The organism is Bacteroidota bacterium (genome assembly GCA_016194975.1).
Taxonomy (GTDB): Bacteria; Bacteroidota; Bacteroidia; order Palsa-965; family Palsa-965.
On sequence record JACQAM010000008.1, the window covers coordinates 339,593 to 359,037 of the forward strand.

Annotated in this window: 18 protein-coding genes; 13 read left to right on the plus strand and 5 right to left on the minus strand. The window is 44.0% G+C overall.

Translation table 11 applies throughout. The features are described from left to right. Positions 1-135 precede the first annotated feature (135 nt). A complete protein-coding gene (locus HY064_07715) occupies positions 136-1,998 on the plus strand; it encodes a hypothetical protein (GenBank protein MBI3510535.1) in 1,863 nt (620 codons plus the stop codon). Positions 1,999-2,032: 34 nt separating this feature from the next. Here HY064_07715 and HY064_07720 read toward each other — a convergent pair whose 3' ends face one another. Continuing rightward, positions 2,033-2,695, minus strand: a complete 663-nt coding sequence (locus HY064_07720; protein ID MBI3510536.1) for a hypothetical protein — start codon at positions 2,693-2,695, stop codon at positions 2,033-2,035. Positions 2,696-3,046: 351 nt separating this feature from the next. On the opposite strand from HY064_07720, the gene HY064_07725 reads away from it, so the two are divergent. Both HY064_07725 and HY064_07730 read left to right on the plus strand, forming a co-directional pair. Further along, positions 3,047-3,292, plus strand: coding sequence for a hypothetical protein (locus HY064_07725; GenBank protein ID MBI3510537.1), 246 nt, complete (start codon positions 3,047-3,049; stop codon positions 3,290-3,292). A gap of 214 nt (positions 3,293-3,506) precedes the next feature. Next, on the plus strand, positions 3,507-5,999 hold the full coding sequence (locus HY064_07730; GenBank protein MBI3510538.1) for a phenylalanine--tRNA ligase subunit beta: 2,493 nt from the start codon (positions 3,507-3,509) through the stop codon (positions 5,997-5,999). 40 nt (positions 6,000-6,039) lie between these two features. Here the strand turns inward: HY064_07730 and HY064_07735 are convergent, their stop codons facing one another. From HY064_07735 to HY064_07745, 3 genes are all read right to left on the minus strand, one after another. Next, positions 6,040-7,224 (minus strand): hypothetical protein, encoded by a 1,185-nt coding sequence (locus tag HY064_07735; GenBank protein ID MBI3510539.1) that lies wholly within the window; start codon positions 7,222-7,224, stop codon positions 6,040-6,042. Next, the gene (locus tag HY064_07740; GenBank protein MBI3510540.1) at positions 7,224-7,673 is read right to left on the minus strand and encodes a nucleoside deaminase; all 450 of its coding nucleotides are present in this window, start codon (positions 7,671-7,673) and stop codon (positions 7,224-7,226) included. Before HY064_07740 ends, HY064_07735 begins: the two co-directional genes overlap by 1 nt. Positions 7,674-7,747: 74 nt before the next feature. Further along, positions 7,748-8,923, minus strand: a complete 1,176-nt coding sequence (locus tag HY064_07745) for an ATP-binding protein (protein MBI3510541.1) — start codon at positions 8,921-8,923, stop codon at positions 7,748-7,750. 299 nt (positions 8,924-9,222) lie between these two features. On the opposite strand from HY064_07745, the gene HY064_07750 reads away from it, so the two are divergent. The 10 genes from HY064_07750 (at position 9,223) to HY064_07795 (ending at position 19,305) form a co-directional block, all read left to right on the plus strand. Continuing rightward, positions 9,223-9,672: a DUF2147 domain-containing protein gene (locus tag HY064_07750; GenBank protein MBI3510542.1), complete on the plus strand. Its 450-nt coding sequence runs from the start codon at positions 9,223-9,225 to the stop codon at positions 9,670-9,672. Positions 9,673-9,733: 61 nt separating this feature from the next. Then, complete coding sequence (locus HY064_07755; protein MBI3510543.1) at positions 9,734-10,033, plus strand: hypothetical protein; 300 nt, start codon at positions 9,734-9,736, stop codon at positions 10,031-10,033. Between the two features lie 241 nt (positions 10,034-10,274). Beyond that, positions 10,275-12,020 carry an aspartate--tRNA ligase gene (gene aspS, locus HY064_07760; protein ID MBI3510544.1) on the plus strand — a complete coding sequence of 582 codons (1,746 nt, stop codon included), beginning with the start codon at positions 10,275-10,277 and terminating at the stop codon, positions 12,018-12,020. 129 nt (positions 12,021-12,149) lie between these two features. Next, a complete protein-coding gene (gene tnpA / locus HY064_07765) occupies positions 12,150-12,581 on the plus strand; it encodes an IS200/IS605 family transposase (protein MBI3510545.1) in 432 nt (143 codons plus the stop codon). Between the two features lie 88 nt (positions 12,582-12,669). After that, on the plus strand, positions 12,670-13,902 hold the full coding sequence (locus HY064_07770) for an HD domain-containing protein (GenBank protein ID MBI3510546.1): 1,233 nt from the start codon (positions 12,670-12,672) through the stop codon (positions 13,900-13,902). 73 nt (positions 13,903-13,975) lie between these two features. Next, the gene (locus tag HY064_07775) at positions 13,976-15,208 is read left to right on the plus strand and encodes a TCR/Tet family MFS transporter (protein ID MBI3510547.1); all 1,233 of its coding nucleotides are present in this window, start codon (positions 13,976-13,978) and stop codon (positions 15,206-15,208) included. A 94-nt stretch (positions 15,209-15,302) separates the two neighbouring features. Then, positions 15,303-16,337 (plus strand): UDP-3-O-(3-hydroxymyristoyl)glucosamine N-acyltransferase, encoded by a 1,035-nt coding sequence (gene lpxD, locus HY064_07780; protein MBI3510548.1) that lies wholly within the window; start codon positions 15,303-15,305, stop codon positions 16,335-16,337. Between the two features lie 15 nt (positions 16,338-16,352). After that, the gene (locus HY064_07785; GenBank protein MBI3510549.1) at positions 16,353-17,786 is read left to right on the plus strand and encodes a bifunctional UDP-3-O-[3-hydroxymyristoyl] N-acetylglucosamine deacetylase/3-hydroxyacyl-ACP dehydratase; all 1,434 of its coding nucleotides are present in this window, start codon (positions 16,353-16,355) and stop codon (positions 17,784-17,786) included. Further along, complete coding sequence (lpxA, locus tag HY064_07790; protein MBI3510550.1) at positions 17,783-18,559, plus strand: acyl-ACP--UDP-N-acetylglucosamine O-acyltransferase; 777 nt, start codon at positions 17,783-17,785, stop codon at positions 18,557-18,559. The genes HY064_07785 and lpxA overlap by 4 nt, the downstream gene beginning before the upstream one ends. A 179-nt stretch (positions 18,560-18,738) precedes the next feature. Then, positions 18,739-19,305 (plus strand): hypothetical protein, encoded by a 567-nt coding sequence (locus HY064_07795; GenBank protein ID MBI3510551.1) that lies wholly within the window; start codon positions 18,739-18,741, stop codon positions 19,303-19,305. Between the two features lie 43 nt (positions 19,306-19,348). Here HY064_07795 and HY064_07800 read toward each other — a convergent pair. Continuing rightward, on the minus strand, positions 19,349-19,445 hold a 97-nt coding region (locus HY064_07800; GenBank protein ID MBI3510552.1), incomplete at its 5' end, for a transposase.

Below are 19,445 nucleotides of genomic sequence, written 5' to 3' on the forward strand. Positions count from 1 at the left end.
TGGAATTTAACGGGGGGAGGATTACGGATTAATACAGAGAATGCAGATTACAGATCAATCGGATTTAAAGATTTAATTTTTGGATTTGATATTTGAGTTTTGCCACCGCGATCATTTCACCTAATTTTGATTGTAATGAAATCATTTTTTCTGTCGCGTCTTTCTTTTGCCACGTTTATTCTTATTTCTTTTATCACAGTTGGCGCGAAGTTGAAACATGTGAATGCAGAAGAACTTTACATCCGCGATTCGTATGCGCTCGACTGGGATAATCTGGGTTACTACCTCTATCTTCCGTCAATTGTTATTCATCATGACCCCGGCCTGGAAGATCGCGAATGGCTCGATCACATCAACAAAAAATACCAGCGGAATAATTCTTTTTACCAGGCAGTTCCCGGGAAAAAAAACCGGCTTGTAAATGTTTTCCCGATGGGAATAGCCATCTGCAATCTTCCTGCATTTCTTGTGGGACACGGTTGTGCGAAAATATTCTCGTATGCGCCGGATGGATTTTCTCCTCCCTACCAATGGGCGATGATCTTTTCCGGGCTGCTGTATTCTATTCTTGGTATGTGGTTGTTGCGGAAATTATTGCTGAAATTTTTTCCCGATCGTTTTTCTGCACTCCTTATGTTTTTGATAGCGATGGGAACGAATCTTTTTTATTATACCACAATAGATAGCTTACTCACGCATAATTATCTTTTTACACTCGACCTGCTTTTAATTTTACTTACGATTTCCTGGCATGAGCATCCTCATTGGAGAACAGCGCTTTTTATCGGGATGAATGCAGGTTTAATTACCATCATTCGCCCTTCTGAGATCGTATGGCTGGCCATCCCCATACTGTGGAATGTGTACGGATGGGGTTCACTGAAAGATAAAATTAAATTGTTGTCACGGAAAATAATTCATGTAGCGTTGCTGATAATTTCCATGATAGCTGTTGGGTCGTTGCAGTTGTTTTACTGGAAATATACCACCGGAAACTGGTTTTCCTACAACCACGTCGAAGGATTTGATTTCACAAGGCCTTTCGTCATGGAAGTATTTTTCAGTTACAAAAAAGGATGGTTGTTGTACACACCTCTTATGGTATTCTCAATTGCAGGTTTGTTGTGGATGTGGAAGAGCAACAGGAGCTATTTTTTTCCGCTCCTGTTTTTTTTCATTCTCAACGCATGGATCATCTCCAGCTGGGAATGCTGGTGGTACGGCGGATCTTTCGGTCAGCGGCCGTTCGTGCAATCATACGGACTCATGGCGTTGCCACTCGGATTTCTCATTCGTGATTTTTCAGCCACCCGCATCCGGAAAATAATTTCGGCGGCGATCCTTTTTTTTCTGGTCGTGTTGAATCAATTCCAGTGCTGGCAGGCGCATGCAGGCATCATTGATCCTGAATTCATGTCGGAAAAATATTATTGGAAAGTTTTCGCACGGACATCCGTTGATCCCCAATGGAAAAAATTGCTGGAAACAAACTGCAGCGCTCTTCCACCGCTGAAAGGAACGGAGCAGTTTTACAAAAAGAAAATAGTATTCCGCGAAGATTTTGATAATTCAACCGGTGAAAAGAAATGGTTTGTCTGCGATACGTTTGGTTTTTCCGGTAAAAGATCAGAGGTGATGAACAGCAGCAGTAATTATTCCATCTCATTCAGCAAACCGGTAGAAGAGATCACCAGTTGCAGATATTTCCGCGCACGTTTCAGTTACGATATTTTTTTACCTGCCGGATATGACCTCGTGAATGACCAAATAAATACCATTGTTACTTTACACGGCCACCGTGGACAGGATTATAATTACAGCGGAATTTCCATTGATACTGCCTTGGCAAAACCCGGAACATGGTCGCACGTAATCGTCGATTACACACCTACATTTATTTTGCACCGCGACGACTATCTCAATGCCTTCGTGTGGAATGTAAATGGCAAAACAGTTTTTATTGACAATCTTCAGCTTGAAATATTTGAACCTGAATAAATATTTTCTCTCGCAGTTTTATTTTCCTGACCTGTTAAATTGCCCCATTGGCTGCTGCGATAGCAACTATGCCGAGAACCAGCAGCAACACGAGAGCAAAAATAATGAGTGTCCATATCAGCGTAAGAATGCAGATGTGTCTTGCATCTTCAACAATGGCAAGATTCTCATCTGCACAGTTTCCGCTCGCCGCCGCATTATCGTCAGCGAAAATGCAAAGAATTAAGGTTGCGATGCAGAGCAGAAGCCCGAAACCGAACCATACAGAAGCAACCGATCCCCACGCCATCCAGTAAACTGTTGTGACAAGCGGGTCGGCTTTGCATCCTTTTTCGGCCATCGATTTTTTCGCTTCACCATAGGTCATCTTTTTCTTCTTCGGATCATCATCGCCGGTAATTTTTTTCTCCGCTCTCTTGTAAACAGAGGCAACGGTAAGTTTTTCTTTTACAGCGGAAGAATCTTTTGATAGTACAAGTGCAGAATCTTTTTGTTGGAGCGCCACAGGTTTCAGAATCCCAGTAGATACAACTGCAGCCGAATTCTCATCCGCGGTAGTACTGGCAAGAGTTGTGGAGTACTGGTGAACGTCATGATGATTTTCCTTGTACCATCCGTTGCGGTAAACGCGCTTTTCCATATTGCAGGAAGAAAACAAAAAGAGAACCGGAATAAAAAGGAGTGTAAAATATTTCATGAGAATTAAGTTTTAATTGTACAGGATAACAACATGCAAATTTTGTACCGTTTCAATTTTCAAAAAAAGATTGTTGTGAATTCATAACCGGAATTTATTCATTGATCAGAAGCCAAATGCTCTCAGGAGAGCGAGAAAAAGAAGAAAACTGATCACTAACAATCCGATGGATACAACCAACGCCAGTAATGCAAGGCGTTTCCCGTCGTTGATGATCGCAAGATTTTCCTCAATGCAATCGCTCTTTTTCCTGATGAGTGATCGCTTTGCAAAAAAAGCAACGATCAGCGTGATGATCGCGAAAAAGAATCCTCCTCCGCTGATCACCAGCACACAGGAAGCAATACCGAGATAGTAAGTGACATCGGCCATCGTATCCGGTGTGCATCCCTCCTTCGTCATTCGCCCTTTCGCTTCATCGTAAGTCATGCGTCCATTCGGATTGCTGTACAATTTCTTCACCACCGTATCTCTCAGCATTCGTTGGAGCACACGTGCAGAATCGATGGTCCGTTTTATTTGTGGCGCGATCGTTTGTTTTTTTTCAATACTATCTTTCGGTTTAATTTTAGTTTCAGAAAAAGTTTTCACCAATGAAATTGAATTCAACACTGCGACCGAATGATCTTTCTCCTTCCTGTTTTCCATGTACCATCCATTGCGGTAGAGGCGTTTTTCCATGTTGCAGGATGAAATAATTGCATATAAAAAAAGGGGGAACACAAACCCGATCCATTTTTGCATACTATAAATTTAGAAAATACAGATTACAAAGCAGGGAATTCCTAATTTTACCTCTCATTTTTCTGCTATGAAAATTTCTCTCAACTGGCTCAAAGAATACATCACCACCGATCTTCCACCGAACGAGATCGCAGCTTTGCTTACGAATTGCGGGCTCGAAGTGGAAAGTATGGAAGAAGCAGAAACAATTAAGGGTGGATTGAAAGGACTTGTGATCGGTGAAGTGAAAGAAAAAATAAAACATCCGAATGCCGATAAACTTTCATTGACAAAAGTGGATGTGGGAGGAAATGAATTGCTTTCCATTGTGTGTGGTGCGCCGAATGTGGAAGCCGGACAAAAAGTAGTGGTTGCAACTGTGGGAACAACGGTTCACCCGGTGAATGGCGAACCTTTCGAAATAAAAAAATCAAAGATCCGCGGAGAAAACTCAGAAGGAATGATCTGCGCCGAAGATGAAATCGGGCTGGGCGAATCGCATGATGGAATACTGGTACTCGATGCAAAAGCGAAAACCGGAACTCCTGCAGCAGAATTTTTCGGAGTCGCTTCCGATTTTGTTTTCGAGATCGGACTCACTCCCAATCGTGCCGATGCAGCTTCTCATTTTGGTGTTGCACGCGATCTTGCTGCGGCGATCCTTGCAAAAAAATTACAGGACGATCCGTTCGCTGAACATGTAGCTCCACAACTTCCTTCTTCCGAAAATATTGCAGAAGATCTTCCCGCTTCAAAAATTTCTGTCGAACTGAAAAATCCGGATGCCTGCATTCGCTATTCGGGAATCTGTATTTCAGGAATAGAAGTGAAAGCTTCGCCCGACTGGATGCAGAACCGCCTGCGCGCAATAGGGGTGCGCCCGATCAACAACGTGGTGGATGTGACGAATTATGTTTTACATGAACTCGGTCAACCGTTGCACGCATTCGATGCGGATACTATTGCAGGAAAAAAAGTGATTGTGCAGAAAGTTGCAGCAGGAACAAAATTTGTTACGCTCGATGGCGTGGAAAGAAAATTATCGGCGAATGATCTCATGATCTGTGATGCGGAAAAACCAATGTGCATGGCCGGCGTTTTCGGCGGACTTCATTCGGGCGTGACAGAAAAAACTAAAAATATTTTTCTCGAGAGCGCGTGTTTCGAATCGGTTCACATCCGTAAGACATCAAAACTTCATGCACTGAAAACAGATTCTTCTTTCCGGTTTGAAAGAGGAACCGATCCGGAGATGACGATCTTCGCATTGCAGCGCGCTGCATTTCTCCTCGGGGAAACGGCCGATGGAAATATTTCTTCAGCACTGGTCGATAGTTATCCCGTTAAAGTGCAGCCGAAAGAAATAGCATTCACCTTTTCAAAATGTGAAATGCTCATTGGAAAAGTGATCGATCATGTCATTGTGAAAAAAATAATTCTTGCACTCGGCATCGAAATTTCTACCGAAGGAAAAGATGCTTTGCTGCTTTCTGTTCCCGCGTTCAAAGTAGATGTGACACGCGATGCGGATGTGGTGGAAGAAGTGCTGCGCATTTATGGCTACAACAACATTCCATTCCCCGATTTTCTGCGTGCGTCACTTTCCTTTGCACCGAAACCCGATCCGGAAAAAATAAATGATAGAGTTGCAGAACATCTCGCTGCGAATGGATTTCTGGAAATTCTGAATAATTCATTGACAAAAGCAGCGTACTATGATCTGTTGTCCACAAATAAAGAACAGCACGTAACCATTCTCAACCCGCTGAGTTCAGATCTTGGCATTCTCCGTCGGTCGCTTTTATTCGGCGGACTTGAAACGATCGCCTACAACCAGAAAAGAAAAAATTCCGATCTGCGCCTTTTTGAATCCGGAAAAATCTATAGGAGGAAGGTAGCTGAAAAATCGAAAATCGAAAATCCGGATTCCAAAATACAATGGCCATACCTCGAATTACAGCGACTTTCGATTTTCATTACCGGAAAAAAATCTGTCGAAAGCTGGAATGTAAAAAGTGAGCAAGCAGATTTTTTTGATCTGAAATCCGGAGTACGATCTGTTTTGGATTGTCTTGGATTTAATGATGGAAAATATTCTTCCATTGATGCGCCGGAGTTTTCTGAAGCGATGTCGGTTGTTGTCCGCAAAAAGGAAGTAGCTCGTTTCGGAAAAGTTGCGCAGTCTGTCACTAAAGCGCTCGACGTTGCCGGCGAAGTGTGGTACGCCGATTTTGACTGGGATGCAGTTCTTTCTCTCGTTGCTTCCGCCAAACCCATTCATTTTACCGAGGTGCCCAAATTCCCTTCTGTGCGCAGGGATCTCGCATTGGTCATTGACAAAAAAGTTTCTTACGGTGAAATAGAAGAGATCGCCTGGCAGACAGAAAAAATTCTTTTGCGTGAAGTGAATCTGTTCGATGTGTACGAAGGAGAAAAAATAGGGGCCGATAAAAAATCGTATGCAGTGAGTTTTATTCTGCAGGATGAAAGTGCAACGCTCACCGATGGACAGATAGAAAAGATCATGGAGAAGCTGACGAAAATGTATTCGGAGAAATTGGGAGCGGTGGTGCGATCATAAATTTTGATTATAGATTTTTGATCGTGGATTAACCAGGAAATCACTTTCCTTTCCAGTTTTCATTCTTCCCGAAATGAATTGCCTTCAGCGAGATCGTACAATTCCCCTTGAACATCAAACCATTTTTTTCACGTACGTAGAATCTTCCCGTGTAATTTGTCATTCGAAGCGCGGGAATAAGATAGAGATCACTTTCTCCTGTATAATCCTTGAAGCGCGGATCGTTCTGTGGTAAGCAGTCGAGACTGATGCGGATCAGCGGATCATCATAACCACCAAAAATATAATAGGAGGTGTCAGTTCTCGACGGTCCGCCACCAGCATTGCATTCAATGGAATCTTTCCCGTAAATGATGTAACCGATCCTTCCCATTTCTATGTCTTCGACGATCGTGTATTTTGTGCTGTCTTCTAATGTGACTTGAAGCTCATACCACAAGGGTCCATATTCCGGATGCGCAACATATTCGTAAAACATTTTCATGTCCAGATTTTCCGGTTCGCTCACCGAAACCTGACAATGAAAATAATGACCGCCACTTCCTATAGAATCAACTATCCCATCAAACTGCAGCGGCCGGACCATATTCTCTTCATACGAGATCTGAATTCCGCTTCCATCATAACTGAATTCAGGTTTGCCTTTGAAATCTACTACCGTAAGCCCGGTCGATTTCAAATCGTACGTTTCTTTATCCGAATCATCATACGTGAATGTGCAATGAAAAGAAGTCTGTGATTTTTCGAAGACTTGTTTTTCGTAATCGAAAAATTCAAGATCGGCATTCAGTTCTCCTGTGAATTTATTTTCAGCGAGATATTGTTTCAGTTGTACTAATGTCAATCCGCCGGGCGAAACGAAGTACGCATTGTAATCATAATAACCTTGCAGTTGAATCAGATCTTTTTCAGGATCGTCCGCTGTTCCGCCCCATTCGAGTGCGCCGCTTTCATTGATGAATGCGATGAAGCGCTCACCTTTTTTCAATTGGGGTGTTCCGTATGCTTTTGTAACTGATAATTTCCCGGTATCCTGTTTTCCCTTCAGCACTTCTTCCACTCCGATGTTGTATGCTAAAGATTCATAATTATATTCATCAAGGAATTTCGCGATGCAGATCGTTTTCGATTGTTTGATCATCTCATTGAAACTGATCGCCATGGGATGAGCGTTCATCATCCCGCAAAGAAGAAAAAAGAAAAGAGGGGCAAGATTCTTTTTCATCACTCTCTTTTCTTCTGGAAAAATGTTTTCAGTAATTGAGAACTTTCTTCTTCGAGCAAACCGCTTACCACTTCGGTTTTCGGATGCAGAATATTTTTTTCAAGCCGGAGATAACCTCTTTTAGGATCGCGCGCACCGAAAACAATTTTTTTCACCTGCGACCATTGGAGCGCACCCGCGCACATCACGCAGGGCTCGAGCGTAACATAGATCGTACACTCATCGAGATATTTTCCGCCGATAAAATTTGCCGCAGCAGTTATCGCCTGCATCTCGGCATGCGCAGTTACATCGGTCAACCGTTCGGTGAGATTATGCGCGCGCGCAATGATTCTTCCTTCACAAACCACGACGGCACCAACGGGAACTTCATCCGCATCAAAAGCTTTCTGCGCTTCTTTCAAGGCCTCGCGCATATAATGATCATCGGAAAAAACGGAGAGTTCCATAGGGAAAAGTTGAATTTATGTAATTTTATTATCCCCGTAATATATCAGTTTGAATGATACATTACGGGGATAATTTATTTCATCAGTGCGGGCAGGTAACGGTCGAGAAATTCCTGCAGGTTGCAGACAAGAACACGCTCACTCATTTTCCACGTTGCATCGTTTCCGGGAATGATGATGAAATTGTGCGTGGTGCGCAGATCCTTGATGCCTTCGGTCATGCTTTTTGTTTTCGATGGAGATGAACTGTACTTGATTTCAATGCACGCTACGGGTTTTATTCCTTTCACGAGTACGAGATCAATCTCTCCTCCGTCATGTGTTCTGTAAAAGTACGGCATCATATTGCTTCCCAGCTTCCGGCAAATTTCTTCGATCACATAACCTTCCCATGAATGTCCCACGATAGGATGCTGATGCAGTATGTCCTGATCGGTGATGCCCGCCAGAAAATGCAGGATGCCGCTGTCGCGAATATAAATCTTCGGACTCTTCGTGAGACGTTTTCTGGAATTGAAATAATAAGGATGCAGGCGCCGCACGATGTAAGCGCCCTCGAGGTGATCCACATACCTGTTCACGGTGGTCGGACTGATGTCAAGCCCTTTTGCAAATGAGTTTGCATTCCACAGTTGCCCGTGCGCATGTGCGATCATCCGCCACAGCCGCGACATAACCTGCGTAGAAAATGATGTACCGAACAATTGGTTGAGATCACGCTCGATGAATGTTCGCGTAAAAGTCGTCATCCAATTATGAAATTCATCTTCACCACGCGCAAGAAACGCGCCGGGAAATCCACCACGGAACCAGTGCTTCGGGGCATTGCGGTGATCACGTATCTCGGGTAATGAGAAGGGATGCGCGTCGAGATAATAGATCCTGCCCGCAAGCGATTCCGATGCACCTGCTACCAGTTCCGGCGTCGCAGAACCAAGAATAAGAAACCTGCCATTGGTACGCTTGCGGTCGATAACCGATCGCAGTATGGCAAATAGTTCCGGCCTGCGCTGAATCTCATCGAGAATAATGAGCCGGGCCGAAGTGTTCAGCAGAAATAATTCCGGGTCTTCCAGCTTCCGGTTGTCAGCCGGGCTTTCCAGGTCGAAGTAAATAGCTTTATCTCCCATCTTCTGTTTGATGTTTTTCGCGATGGTGGTCTTGCCGCATTGCCGTGGCCCCAATAGTGCAACAGCCGGAAATTGCTTCCGGAGTTTTTCCACATACGCTTCAATAGCTCTCGTGATCATAAAAACAAAGGTAATAAAAATCCCCGTAATCTATCAGTTTAACTGATGATTTACGGGGATAATAATAACTGTATTTTTTCGGTTGTCAACCGACTATCGCGTGGACTGCGATCATTCAGCAATAAATGAAAACAGTGGTAAAATGCATTCGCCCCAATGATCATCGGAAAAAATACTCAGTTCCATTCTACGAATATAGAAGGAGTTTGTTGTTCATCATTATTCGCTTAATAATGTTAAATGTGATGCCATTCGCAGTCAAATGAAAATTGCATACGTATATTTAAAAAAATTACCGGATGAAAACGATAGTTACAGTTCTTGCCATCGCAATCTTTCCGCTTCTCGCCTCTTTCAACACAGGAGGAAATCCGGATGCGATTCTCGGCGATTGGATGACGGTAGAAAATAACCTGAAAGTTCACGTGTACAAGGAGAATGGAGAATTCCGTGCGAAGATCACCTGGTTTGATGATCATGGATACAAAGCGCCGATGGACAAATGCACCGACACAGAAAATCCGGATTCTACTCTGAGAAATCGTAAAGTTCTCGGACTCCAGGTGCTGAGCGGACTCACCTATAGCGCAGAAGAGGATCGATGGATAAACGGAAAAATTTACGATTCAAATACAGGCCATACTTTTGATTCCGTGGTGTGGATGGCCGGGCCGGATAAATTAACCGTGAAAGGATATTATCTTTTCGAATGGATTGGACAAACGCTCGAATTTTATCGTGTGAAGTAGCAGCACATAATTTTTCATTCGGGAAATGCGTTTTTAAAGAAAGGTTCAACTATATTTGAAAATGCGTTTTTTCATTTTCTCCTGCACTGTTTTTTTTCTTGCGTCCTGCTCCTCCACAGTTGATGTTCCTTACATCACTTCGCGTGTGTGGGTGCACAACGAAGGCGCGCGCGTTGGCGATCTCGAAGCCATGGATTTTTCAAAAGGAATGTATGAGTGCCGCCACGATACCGTTTTTTATTCCGGCACTCCTGCGGCAAAGATCACCGCACTGTACAAGAATGATAATCTGATCCAGCTGAAAACAATTCCCAAAGGAGAAGATGCAACCTATCTCGACCAGGTGGAATTTACGAGGTAGAAATTTCAGGAACGCAACTCCATCACATTTTATTCTCTTCATCACTTGTAATTTGTTCGGCTTGCAACTGTATGACTGAAAAAAATCAGTGCGAATCTGCGCAATCTGTGGCAATATTCCTCACTTGAAAAGGTGAACTGATTTTGCTCAAAGAGTACACGGATTCTGAATTCAAAAGCCCAATAAACATTAACCAATAACCACTAACTTTTCCCTATTTTCGCTCTCCAATTCATTTTCAATGCTACGCACTCACACATGCGGCGAATTACGCATCTCCGACGCCGGAAAAAATACCACACTCTGCGGCTGGATACAAACCTCGCGCGATTTCGGCGGACTCACCTTCATCGATCTCCGCGATCGTTATGGAATTACGCAACTCGCATTCAACATGAATTCGAATTCGGATCTCTGCGAACAGGCGCGTAAGCTCGGGCGCGAATATGTGGTGTGCGTGAGGGGCGCTGTGCGCGAGCGTGAAAATAAAAATCCGAAAATAGCAACCGGTGATATTGAAATTGTGGCGAATGAAATAAAAATTCTGAATGCAGCAAAAACTCCTCCTTTCACCATTGAAGACGAAACCGATGGCGGCGACGATCTGCGGATGAAATTCCGTTATCTCGATCTGCGCAGAAATCCGGTGAGAGAAAATTTATTTCTCCGTCATCATGTGGCGCAGGAAACAAGAACATTTCTCAATGCGCAAAATTTTATAGAAGTGGAAACACCGGTGCTCATCAAATCCACTCCCGAAGGTGCGCGCGATTTTGTAGTTCCTTCGAGAATGAATCCCGGTCAATTTTATGCGTTGCCGCAATCGCCGCAGACATTTAAACAACTTCTGATGGTGGCTGGCTTCGACCGCTACTATCAGATCGTAAAATGTTTTCGTGATGAAGATCTTCGTGCCGATCGTCAGCCGGAATTCACGCAGATTGATTGTGAAATGAGTTTCGTGGAGCGTGCAGATGTGCTCGAAACTTTCGAAGGAATGGTGCGCCATCTTTTCAAAAAAATAAAAGAAGTTGACATTGGAAAATTGCCGCACATGAGTTATGCCGACGCTGCAAAATATTATGGCAACGATAAACCGGATACGCGTTTCGAAATGAAATTTGTGGAGATGAATGAAATTGTGAAAGGGAAAAATTTCAAGGTTTTTGATGACGCGGAATTGGTGGTGGGAATTTGCGCAAAAGGTTGTGCGAATTATACGCGCAAACAACTCGATGAACTCACCGAATTTGTAAAACGTCCGCAGATTGGCGCAACTGGATTAATTTATGCGCGATGCAATGAGGACGGCACCATAAAATCTTCCGTTGATAAATTCTACAATGAAGAAGATTTGAAAAAATGGATGAGCGCTTTCCATGCGGAAAAAGGCGATCTGATTTTGTTGATGGCGGGAGGAAAAGATAAAACGCGCAAAGCTCTTTCTGAATTGCGCCTCGAAATGGGAACACGATTGGGATTACGTGATAAAAATAAATTTTCCTGTCTTTGGGTAGTTGATTTTCCGTTGCTCGAATACAACGAAGAAGAAAAACGTTTTTTCGCGATGCATCATCCGTTCACTTCTCCATTGCCGGAAGATATTTCGAAATTGGAAAGTGATCCGGGAAGTGTGCGCGCGAATGCGTACGACATGGTCATTAACGGGGTGGAAGTCGGCGGAGGTTCCATTCGCATTTTCGATAAAACATTACAATCAAAAATGTTCGACCTGCTCGGATTTACAAAGGAAGAAGCGCAATCACAATTCGGATTTTTGATGAATGCTTTCGAATACGGCGCACCACCGCACGGAGGAATTGCTTTTGGATTTGATCGCCTCTGTTCACTTTTCGGCGGAGCAGATTCCATTCGCGATTTTATTGCCTTCCCGAAAAATAATTCCGGAAGAGATGTGATGATCGATTCGCCGAGTGTTATTGATGAGAAACAGTTGAAGGAGTTGAATATTAAAACAACGATATAATAATTGCCGATTTCAGATTTCCAATTCCCAGTCAGCGGCGGGCAGGAAATCGGAAAAAATTAACCGGCCGGCTTTAGCCGGCGGTTGTGAGCGAATAGAATTAAACGGGCTTTAGCCCTGAAGCAAATTATGGCATACGTAAAAGTCTGGATCCACGCAGTGTGGGGAACAAAAAACCGCTATCCTTTTTTGACAAAAGAAATCAGGGCAGAAGTCATCAACCATGTCCGTGAGAATGCCAGAACAAAAAATATTTTCATTAGCAGAATAAATGGTTATCACGACCACATGCATTGTTTGTTTTCTTTGAATGCAGATGTGCCCATCTCAAAAGTGATGCAACTGATCAAGGGAGAATCTGCTGCCTGGATCAACAAGAATAAGATTACGAGAGAAAAATTCGAATGGGCTGATGACTATTTTGCAATTTCAGTTAGCGAATCAGTTGTGGAAACTGTGAAGAACTACATTGATGGACAGGAAGAACATCATCGAAAAAAAACTTTTGCAGAAGAATACGATCAGTTTATGAAAGCATACCAGTTCCCGGTTCAGGGCTAAAGCCCGGTTTGTGAATTGCTGTAAAACCCCCGCACTGAAGTGCGGGGTAATTCTATTTGTCACCGCGGTTATTTTACCTTTACACAAAATGACGCCCGTCAAACGAAAAATATTCAACGATCCCGTTTACGGATTCATCACTGTTCCGTCGGAGTTGGTTTTTAAATTGATCGATCATCCTTACTTCCAGCGTTTGCGCCGCATCCGCCAATTGGGTTTGACGAATCTTGTTTATCCCGGAGCGAATCATTCACGTTTTCATCACGCGATGGGCGCCATGCATCTTATGCAGGAAGCGATCGATGTGATCCGTTCAAAAGGACATGAAATTACCAATGAAGAAGCAGAAGGAGCAACCATCGCGATCCTTTTGCACGACATTGGCCACGGGCCTTTTTCTCACGCACTTGAAAGTTCTATAGTTCACAACATCACGCATGAAGATCTCTCTGCAATTTTCATGGATCGGCTTAATGTTGAATTCAGCGGACAACTCAGTCTGGCCATAAAAATCTTCCACAACAAATACAAAAAGAAATTTCTTCACCAGTTGGTTTCTTCTCAACTCGATCTCGATCGCCTCGATTATTTAAGCCGCGATAGTTTTTTCACCGGCGTTTCGGAAGGCATCGTGAGCAGTGACCGCATCGTGAAAATTTTCAATGTGGTGAATGATGAACTCGTGGTGGAAGACAAAGGAATTTATTCCATCGAGAATTTTCTCGTAGCGCGACGGCTGATGTACTGGCAGGTTTATCTTCACAAAACGGTGCTCAGTGCCGAACATTTATTGGTGAATATTCTCAAACGCGCAAAAAAACTGGCGGAAAATAATGAAGAACTTTTTTGCACACCACCGTTAAAACTTTTTCTTTATCACAAATTTTCGAAAAGCGCTTTTCTCAGTAAACCGGAAATTCTCGATGAATTCGCGAAGCTCGACGATTACGACATTCTCACGAGTGTGAAAGTGTGGGCCGGCCACAACGACAAAATTCTTTCTTTCCTCTGCAAAAATCTGGTGAACCGGGAATTATTCGCAGTGGAATTACAGAACAAAGCTTTTGCCGGAGGATACGTGGATCAGCTTCGTAAAAAAGCAGCGCAGAAATTCGGTTTGAAAAAAGAAGAGATCCCCTATTACGTTTTTACCGGCGCCGTTCAGAATAATGCTTACTCGAGCGATAACATCCGCATCAACGTGCTTTTCAAGAACGGAACAATAATGGATATTGCCGAAGCAGCCGACCTGTTCAACATCTCTGTTCTCTCGCAACCCGTGAAAAAATATTTCCTTCTTTATCCGAAATCGCTTCGGTGAATTCAATCGCTGATTTTCTACTCCCGGGTTTAGCACTAGTGTTTCCAATGTGCATACGATTTATTTTCGCGCCATGACTGAAAAAACAAACAAGAGAGCGCTCCTTTTTATTTTCATCACACTTTTTGTTGACGTAATGGGAATCGGAATTATCATTCCCGTTTTGCCGAAACTGATCATGGGAATGGCGCATTGCACGCTGGAGCACGCCACCGTCATAGGCGGGCGCATGGGGTTCATTTATGCTTTCATGCAGTTTTTCTTTTCTCCCGTGCTGGGTGCGCTGAGCGATCGTTTCGGAAGAAGAACAGTTTTGCTCATTTCGCTTTTCGGATTCGGAATAGATTATCTCATTCTCGGTTTTGCGAAAACGATCGTCGTACTTTTTATCGGCCGGCTCATTGCAGGAATTACCGGCGCGAGTTTCACCGTTGCCGGAGCGTACATCGCCGATATAAGTCCGCCGGAAAAACGCGCACAGAATTTCGGGATCATTGGCGCCGCTTTCGGATTGGGTTTCATTGCAGGCCCCGCACTCGGTGGAGCGCTCGCACACTTTGGTCCGCGCATTCCGTTTTTTGCTGCAGCAGGATTATCATTGCTGAATTGGCTCTACGGATTTTTTATTCTTCCCGAATCGCTCAAGCCGGAAAATCGCAGAAAGTTCCAATGGAAACGTGCAAACCCGCTCGGATCTTTATTGCAATTGAGTAAACATCCGGTTGTGGTAAGAATGGCTGTTGTATTTTTTCTTGTGAATCTTGCCGGGCAATCGCTGCCGAATGTCTGGTCGTATTACACGATTAAAAGATATCACTGGACAGAAGCGGGAGTGGGCTTGTCTCTCACCTATGTTGGAATGCTCATCGCAATTGTACAAGGCGGATTGACAAGAATAATTATTCCGAAGATCGGCGAAAAACGTTCTATCTATTTTGGATTGATCATGAATATCATTGGTATGACAGGCATTGCACTTTCAGGAAATCCGTTGTGGCTTTTTGTTGCAACTGTTCCGTTGACACTTGGCGGACTTGCAGGGCCGAGCATGCAATCTGTTTTGTCGAAAGCAATTCCTGCGAATGAACAAGGCGAATTGCAGGGATTCATGAATAGCGTGATGAGCATTACAGCGATCATTGGCCCGCTCCTGATGCCATGGCTCTTCAGTACTTTTTCGAATGGATATCACGGAATAATTCTTCTCGGCGCTCCCTATTTTTGTTCTGCAATTCTGAGCAGTGCGGCGCTCATTTATGCACTCATCATTCTTAAAAATTACATCGGGAAAGCGAAAAGTATTTAAACCCTTTGCACGTTAGAACGTCTAACCACGGCCAGTGGAAAAACAACTGTTTTTTCATTGATTTTCGCCATCCTATTTTGGCTAAATTTACCGGATGAAATTTGCCGCTAAGGAAATAGCTGCCCTCGTTGGAGGAAAAGTGGAAGGAAATCCCGAAGCGAGCGTTACCACGCTTGCGAAAATTGAAGAAGGAGTTCCGGGTTCCATCACCTTTCTTTCCAATCCGCAGTACGCCGATTATATTTATTCGACCGGTGCGAGCATCGCTATTGTCAATGAAAATTTTAAAGCGGAAAAAGAAATTCCATCTACACTCACACTTGTCCGCGTTCCCGACAGTCGACAGGCTTTTGCAAAATTGCTGGATGCTTACAATCAATTCCGCCTTCACAAAACAGGCATTGATGAAAAAGCTTCTGTTTCTTCTTCAGCGAAGATCGGGAACAATGTTTACATCGGGGCGTTTGCTTTTGTTGGAGATCATGCAGTGATCGGCGACAATACAAAAATTCATCCGCACGTTTTCGTTGGCGATCATGCACGTGTAGGAAAAAATTCTATTCTTTATTCGGGTGTGAAAGTTTATCACGATTGTTCCATTGGCAGCGATTGCATTCTGCAGGCAGGAACCATCATCGGTGGAGATGGATTCGGTTTTCAACCCAACAGCACAAACAATTATCAGAAAGTTCCGCACATCGGGAATGTGATTGTAGAAGATCATGTGGAGATCGGCGCAAATACAACTATCGATCGCGCAACACTCGGTTCAACTATTATCCGCAAAGGAGTGAAGCTTGATAATCTCATTCAGGTTGCGCACAATGTGGAGATCGGGGAGAATACGGTGATCGCCGCGCAAACAGGAGTTGCCGGAAGTACAAAGATCGGGCGAGATTGCATGATAGGCGGACAAGTAGGGATCATCGGTCATCTGAAGATCGGCGATCGTGTGAAAATAGCAGCGCAATCAGGAATAGGAAATGATCTGAAGGATGAAGAGATCGTGCAGGGCTCACCGGCATTTCCCATTGGAGATTATAAACGTTCGTATGTGGTTTTCCGAAATCTTCCGGAGTTGAGCAGTAAAATAAAATTGATCGAGAAAAATAATTCCGCTGAAAAATAAATTCCCGATACAGAGATGAGCACAAAACAACGCACCATAAAAAAATCCGTCTCGGTTACCGGGGTCGGACTTCACACGGGCAAGAAAGCAACACTGACTTTTCATCCTGCTCCCGAAAATCACGGATTCAAATTCCGCAGAGTGGATATGGATGGACAACCGGTGATTGACGCCGATTGCGATAACGTTGTCGATACTTCGCGCGGAACTACGCTCGAGCAACACGGTGCGCGTGTGTACACCTGCGAACACGCGCTTGCTGCAGTTGCGGGATGCGATCTCGATAACATTCTCATTGATCTTGACGCACCTGAGGTTCCTATTCTCGATGGAAGTTCCTGGCCTTACGTGATGGCGCTCGAAGAAGCAGGATTCATTGAACAGAATGCTGCGCGTGAATATTTTGAACTGAAAGAGAATCTCACCTACGAAGACCCGCTGAAAAAAGTGGAGATGCTCGCTGTGCCGCAGGATGAATTCCGGGTGACCGTTATGGTGGATTATGATTCGGAAGTTCTCGGAACACAACATGCGGGAATGTACCGCATGGCCGATTTCAAAGAAACAATTTCACGCTGCCGCACTTTTGTTTTTCTTCACGAACTCGAAGCGCTGCTCGCACATAATCTCATTAAAGGCGGCGATCTCGATAATGCGATCGTGCTCGTTGATAAACCGATCTCCGATGAACACATTGCACATCTCCGCAAAGTGTTCAACAAACCTGATGTGGAAGTGAAAGGACGCGGTGTGCTCAACAATACAAAACTGCATTATTACAATGAACCCGCACGGCACAAACTGCTCGACATTGTGGGCGATCTTGCACTGGTGGGAGTGAAAATGAAAATTCACATTCTGGCAGCGCGGCCGGGCCACGCAGGAAATGTGGAGTTCGCAAAAAAAATAAAAGCGCTGGTGAAAGCAGAGCGTACGAAGAAACCGGATGAATTCAGATTCGATCCTAATGCTCCAGCCCTTTTTGATTCGCGCGAGATCATGAAAATTCTTCCACATCGCCACCCTTTCCTGCTCGTCGATAAAATAATTGAACTTACTCCCGATCATGTGGTGGGAGTGAAAAATGTGACGATGACGGAATTCTGGACGAAAGGACATTTTCCTGATGAACCGATCATGCCGGGAGTTCTTATCGTGGAAGCGATGGCGCAAACCGGCGGCGTGTTGTGTTTGAAAACGGTTCCCGATCCGGAAAATTATCAAACCTATTTTCTGAAAATGGATGCGGTGAAATTCAAACAGAAAGTGGTGCCCGGCGATACTTGCGTTTTCCGCCTGGATTTTCTTTCACCCATCCGTCGCGGGCTTTGCCACATGCGCGGCGTAACTTATGTGAATAATAAAGTGGTTGCAGAAGCAGAAATGCTCGCGCAAATTGTGAAAGTGAGAAACATCGAATCGAAAAAACCACAACCGGTCAGCGTATGATATCGAATCTCGCACATATAGATCCGAAAGCAAACATTGGAAATAATGTGACCATCGAACCTTTTGCATTCGTGGAAGGAAATGTTGTCATCGGCGATGGATCGTGGATCGGTCCGCATGCGATGGTGATGAACGGATCGCGGCTCGGAAAAAATGTAAAAATTTTTCCGTGCGCAGTTGTCGGTGGAATTCCTCAGGATCTTAAATATGCAAATGAACCGACCACTGCGGAGATTGGCGATAATACAGTGGTGCGCGAATATGTGACAGTGAACAGGGGAACGACCGATAAAATGAAAACCGTGATCGGAAATAATTGTTTGCTCATGGCCTACGTGCATATTGCGCACGATTGTTTCGTGGGAAATAATGTGATCCTTGCAAACTACGTTGGACTTTCGGGCCATTGCGTCATTGACGATTGGGCGATCCTCGAAGGAATGGTAGGTGTTCCGCAATTTGTGCACATTGGCGCGCACGCATTCATTGCAGGAAAAAGCGGCGTGCGGAAAAATGTTCCTCCGTTCGTAAAAGCTGCACGCGAACCACTTTCATTCGTGGGTGTGAATACGGTGGGAATGCGCAGAAGAGGATATTCCAACGAAGCGATACAAGTGGTGGAAGATATTTACAGAGTACTTTATGTGAAGGGGCTGAATGTTTCGAACGCAGTTTCCATTATAGAAAAAGAATGCGCTGATACAAAAGAACGCCAGCTCATCCTTGATTTCATTTCCAATTCGAAAGAAGGAATTATCCGCGGAATCTCTTAATAGTTTTCGGTTGCTATTAGAGATAAATAAAATCTGCGTTAATCTGTGAAAATCTGTGGCAATATTTATTTGTTGACTGCTGAACTTTATTTTGCAGATGACTTGTACCTGTTACAATAATATTTTAGTCAGTAGTCATTGGGCATTATTTTTGTGAAATAAAAGTGAATTTGCAATCCATGAAAAAATATTTTCCAGCTCTTTTATTTTCACTCCCGGTTTTTCTAACTGCACAAACCGACACGCTGCCGAAAGAAGATGAAGGAAGGATACGCACCGTTTTCTCGGGCAAGATCGAGAACTGGGAAGTTACTTATGGAAATGACGAAGGAAATTTTGAAGCGTACCTGATGAATGATGTGAATCGCTGGACATTTGAAGTGGGCGGACTTTCCGGCGAAGTGAATACAGAGTTCAACGACAGTTACAAAAGCTGGATCATCACGGTGAATAATAAAACGTATGCTTTGAAAACATGGATCAGCGGTGGATGGAATAAGTGGGAACTCACCGGCGGCGATCTTACAGAAAAAGTAACGATACAAACTCTTTATGCAGGAAGCTGGGATAACTGGACCATGACCCGCACCGGAGTAGAGGTGAGTTTCTCGACTTATCTGAACAACAACTGGGACGATTGGAGCATCACCGGAAATTTTTCAAAACTCACCGACGGAGAAAAAGTAGCAACGATGTTCATGCCTGTTTTTGTGTCAAGAGTTTACAAGAGAGGATTGGTCAGGTAGTGTAAGCTCCCCTCTTTTTCGGGCCATTCAAAATTAGAGGTTTTCATTCTTTGTTTTCAAAAATTAAATCAACAGGTGTTTTGTAGTTGAGTGATTTGTGAGGTCTGTTGTAATTGTAATCATGTTGGTACTCTTCCGCC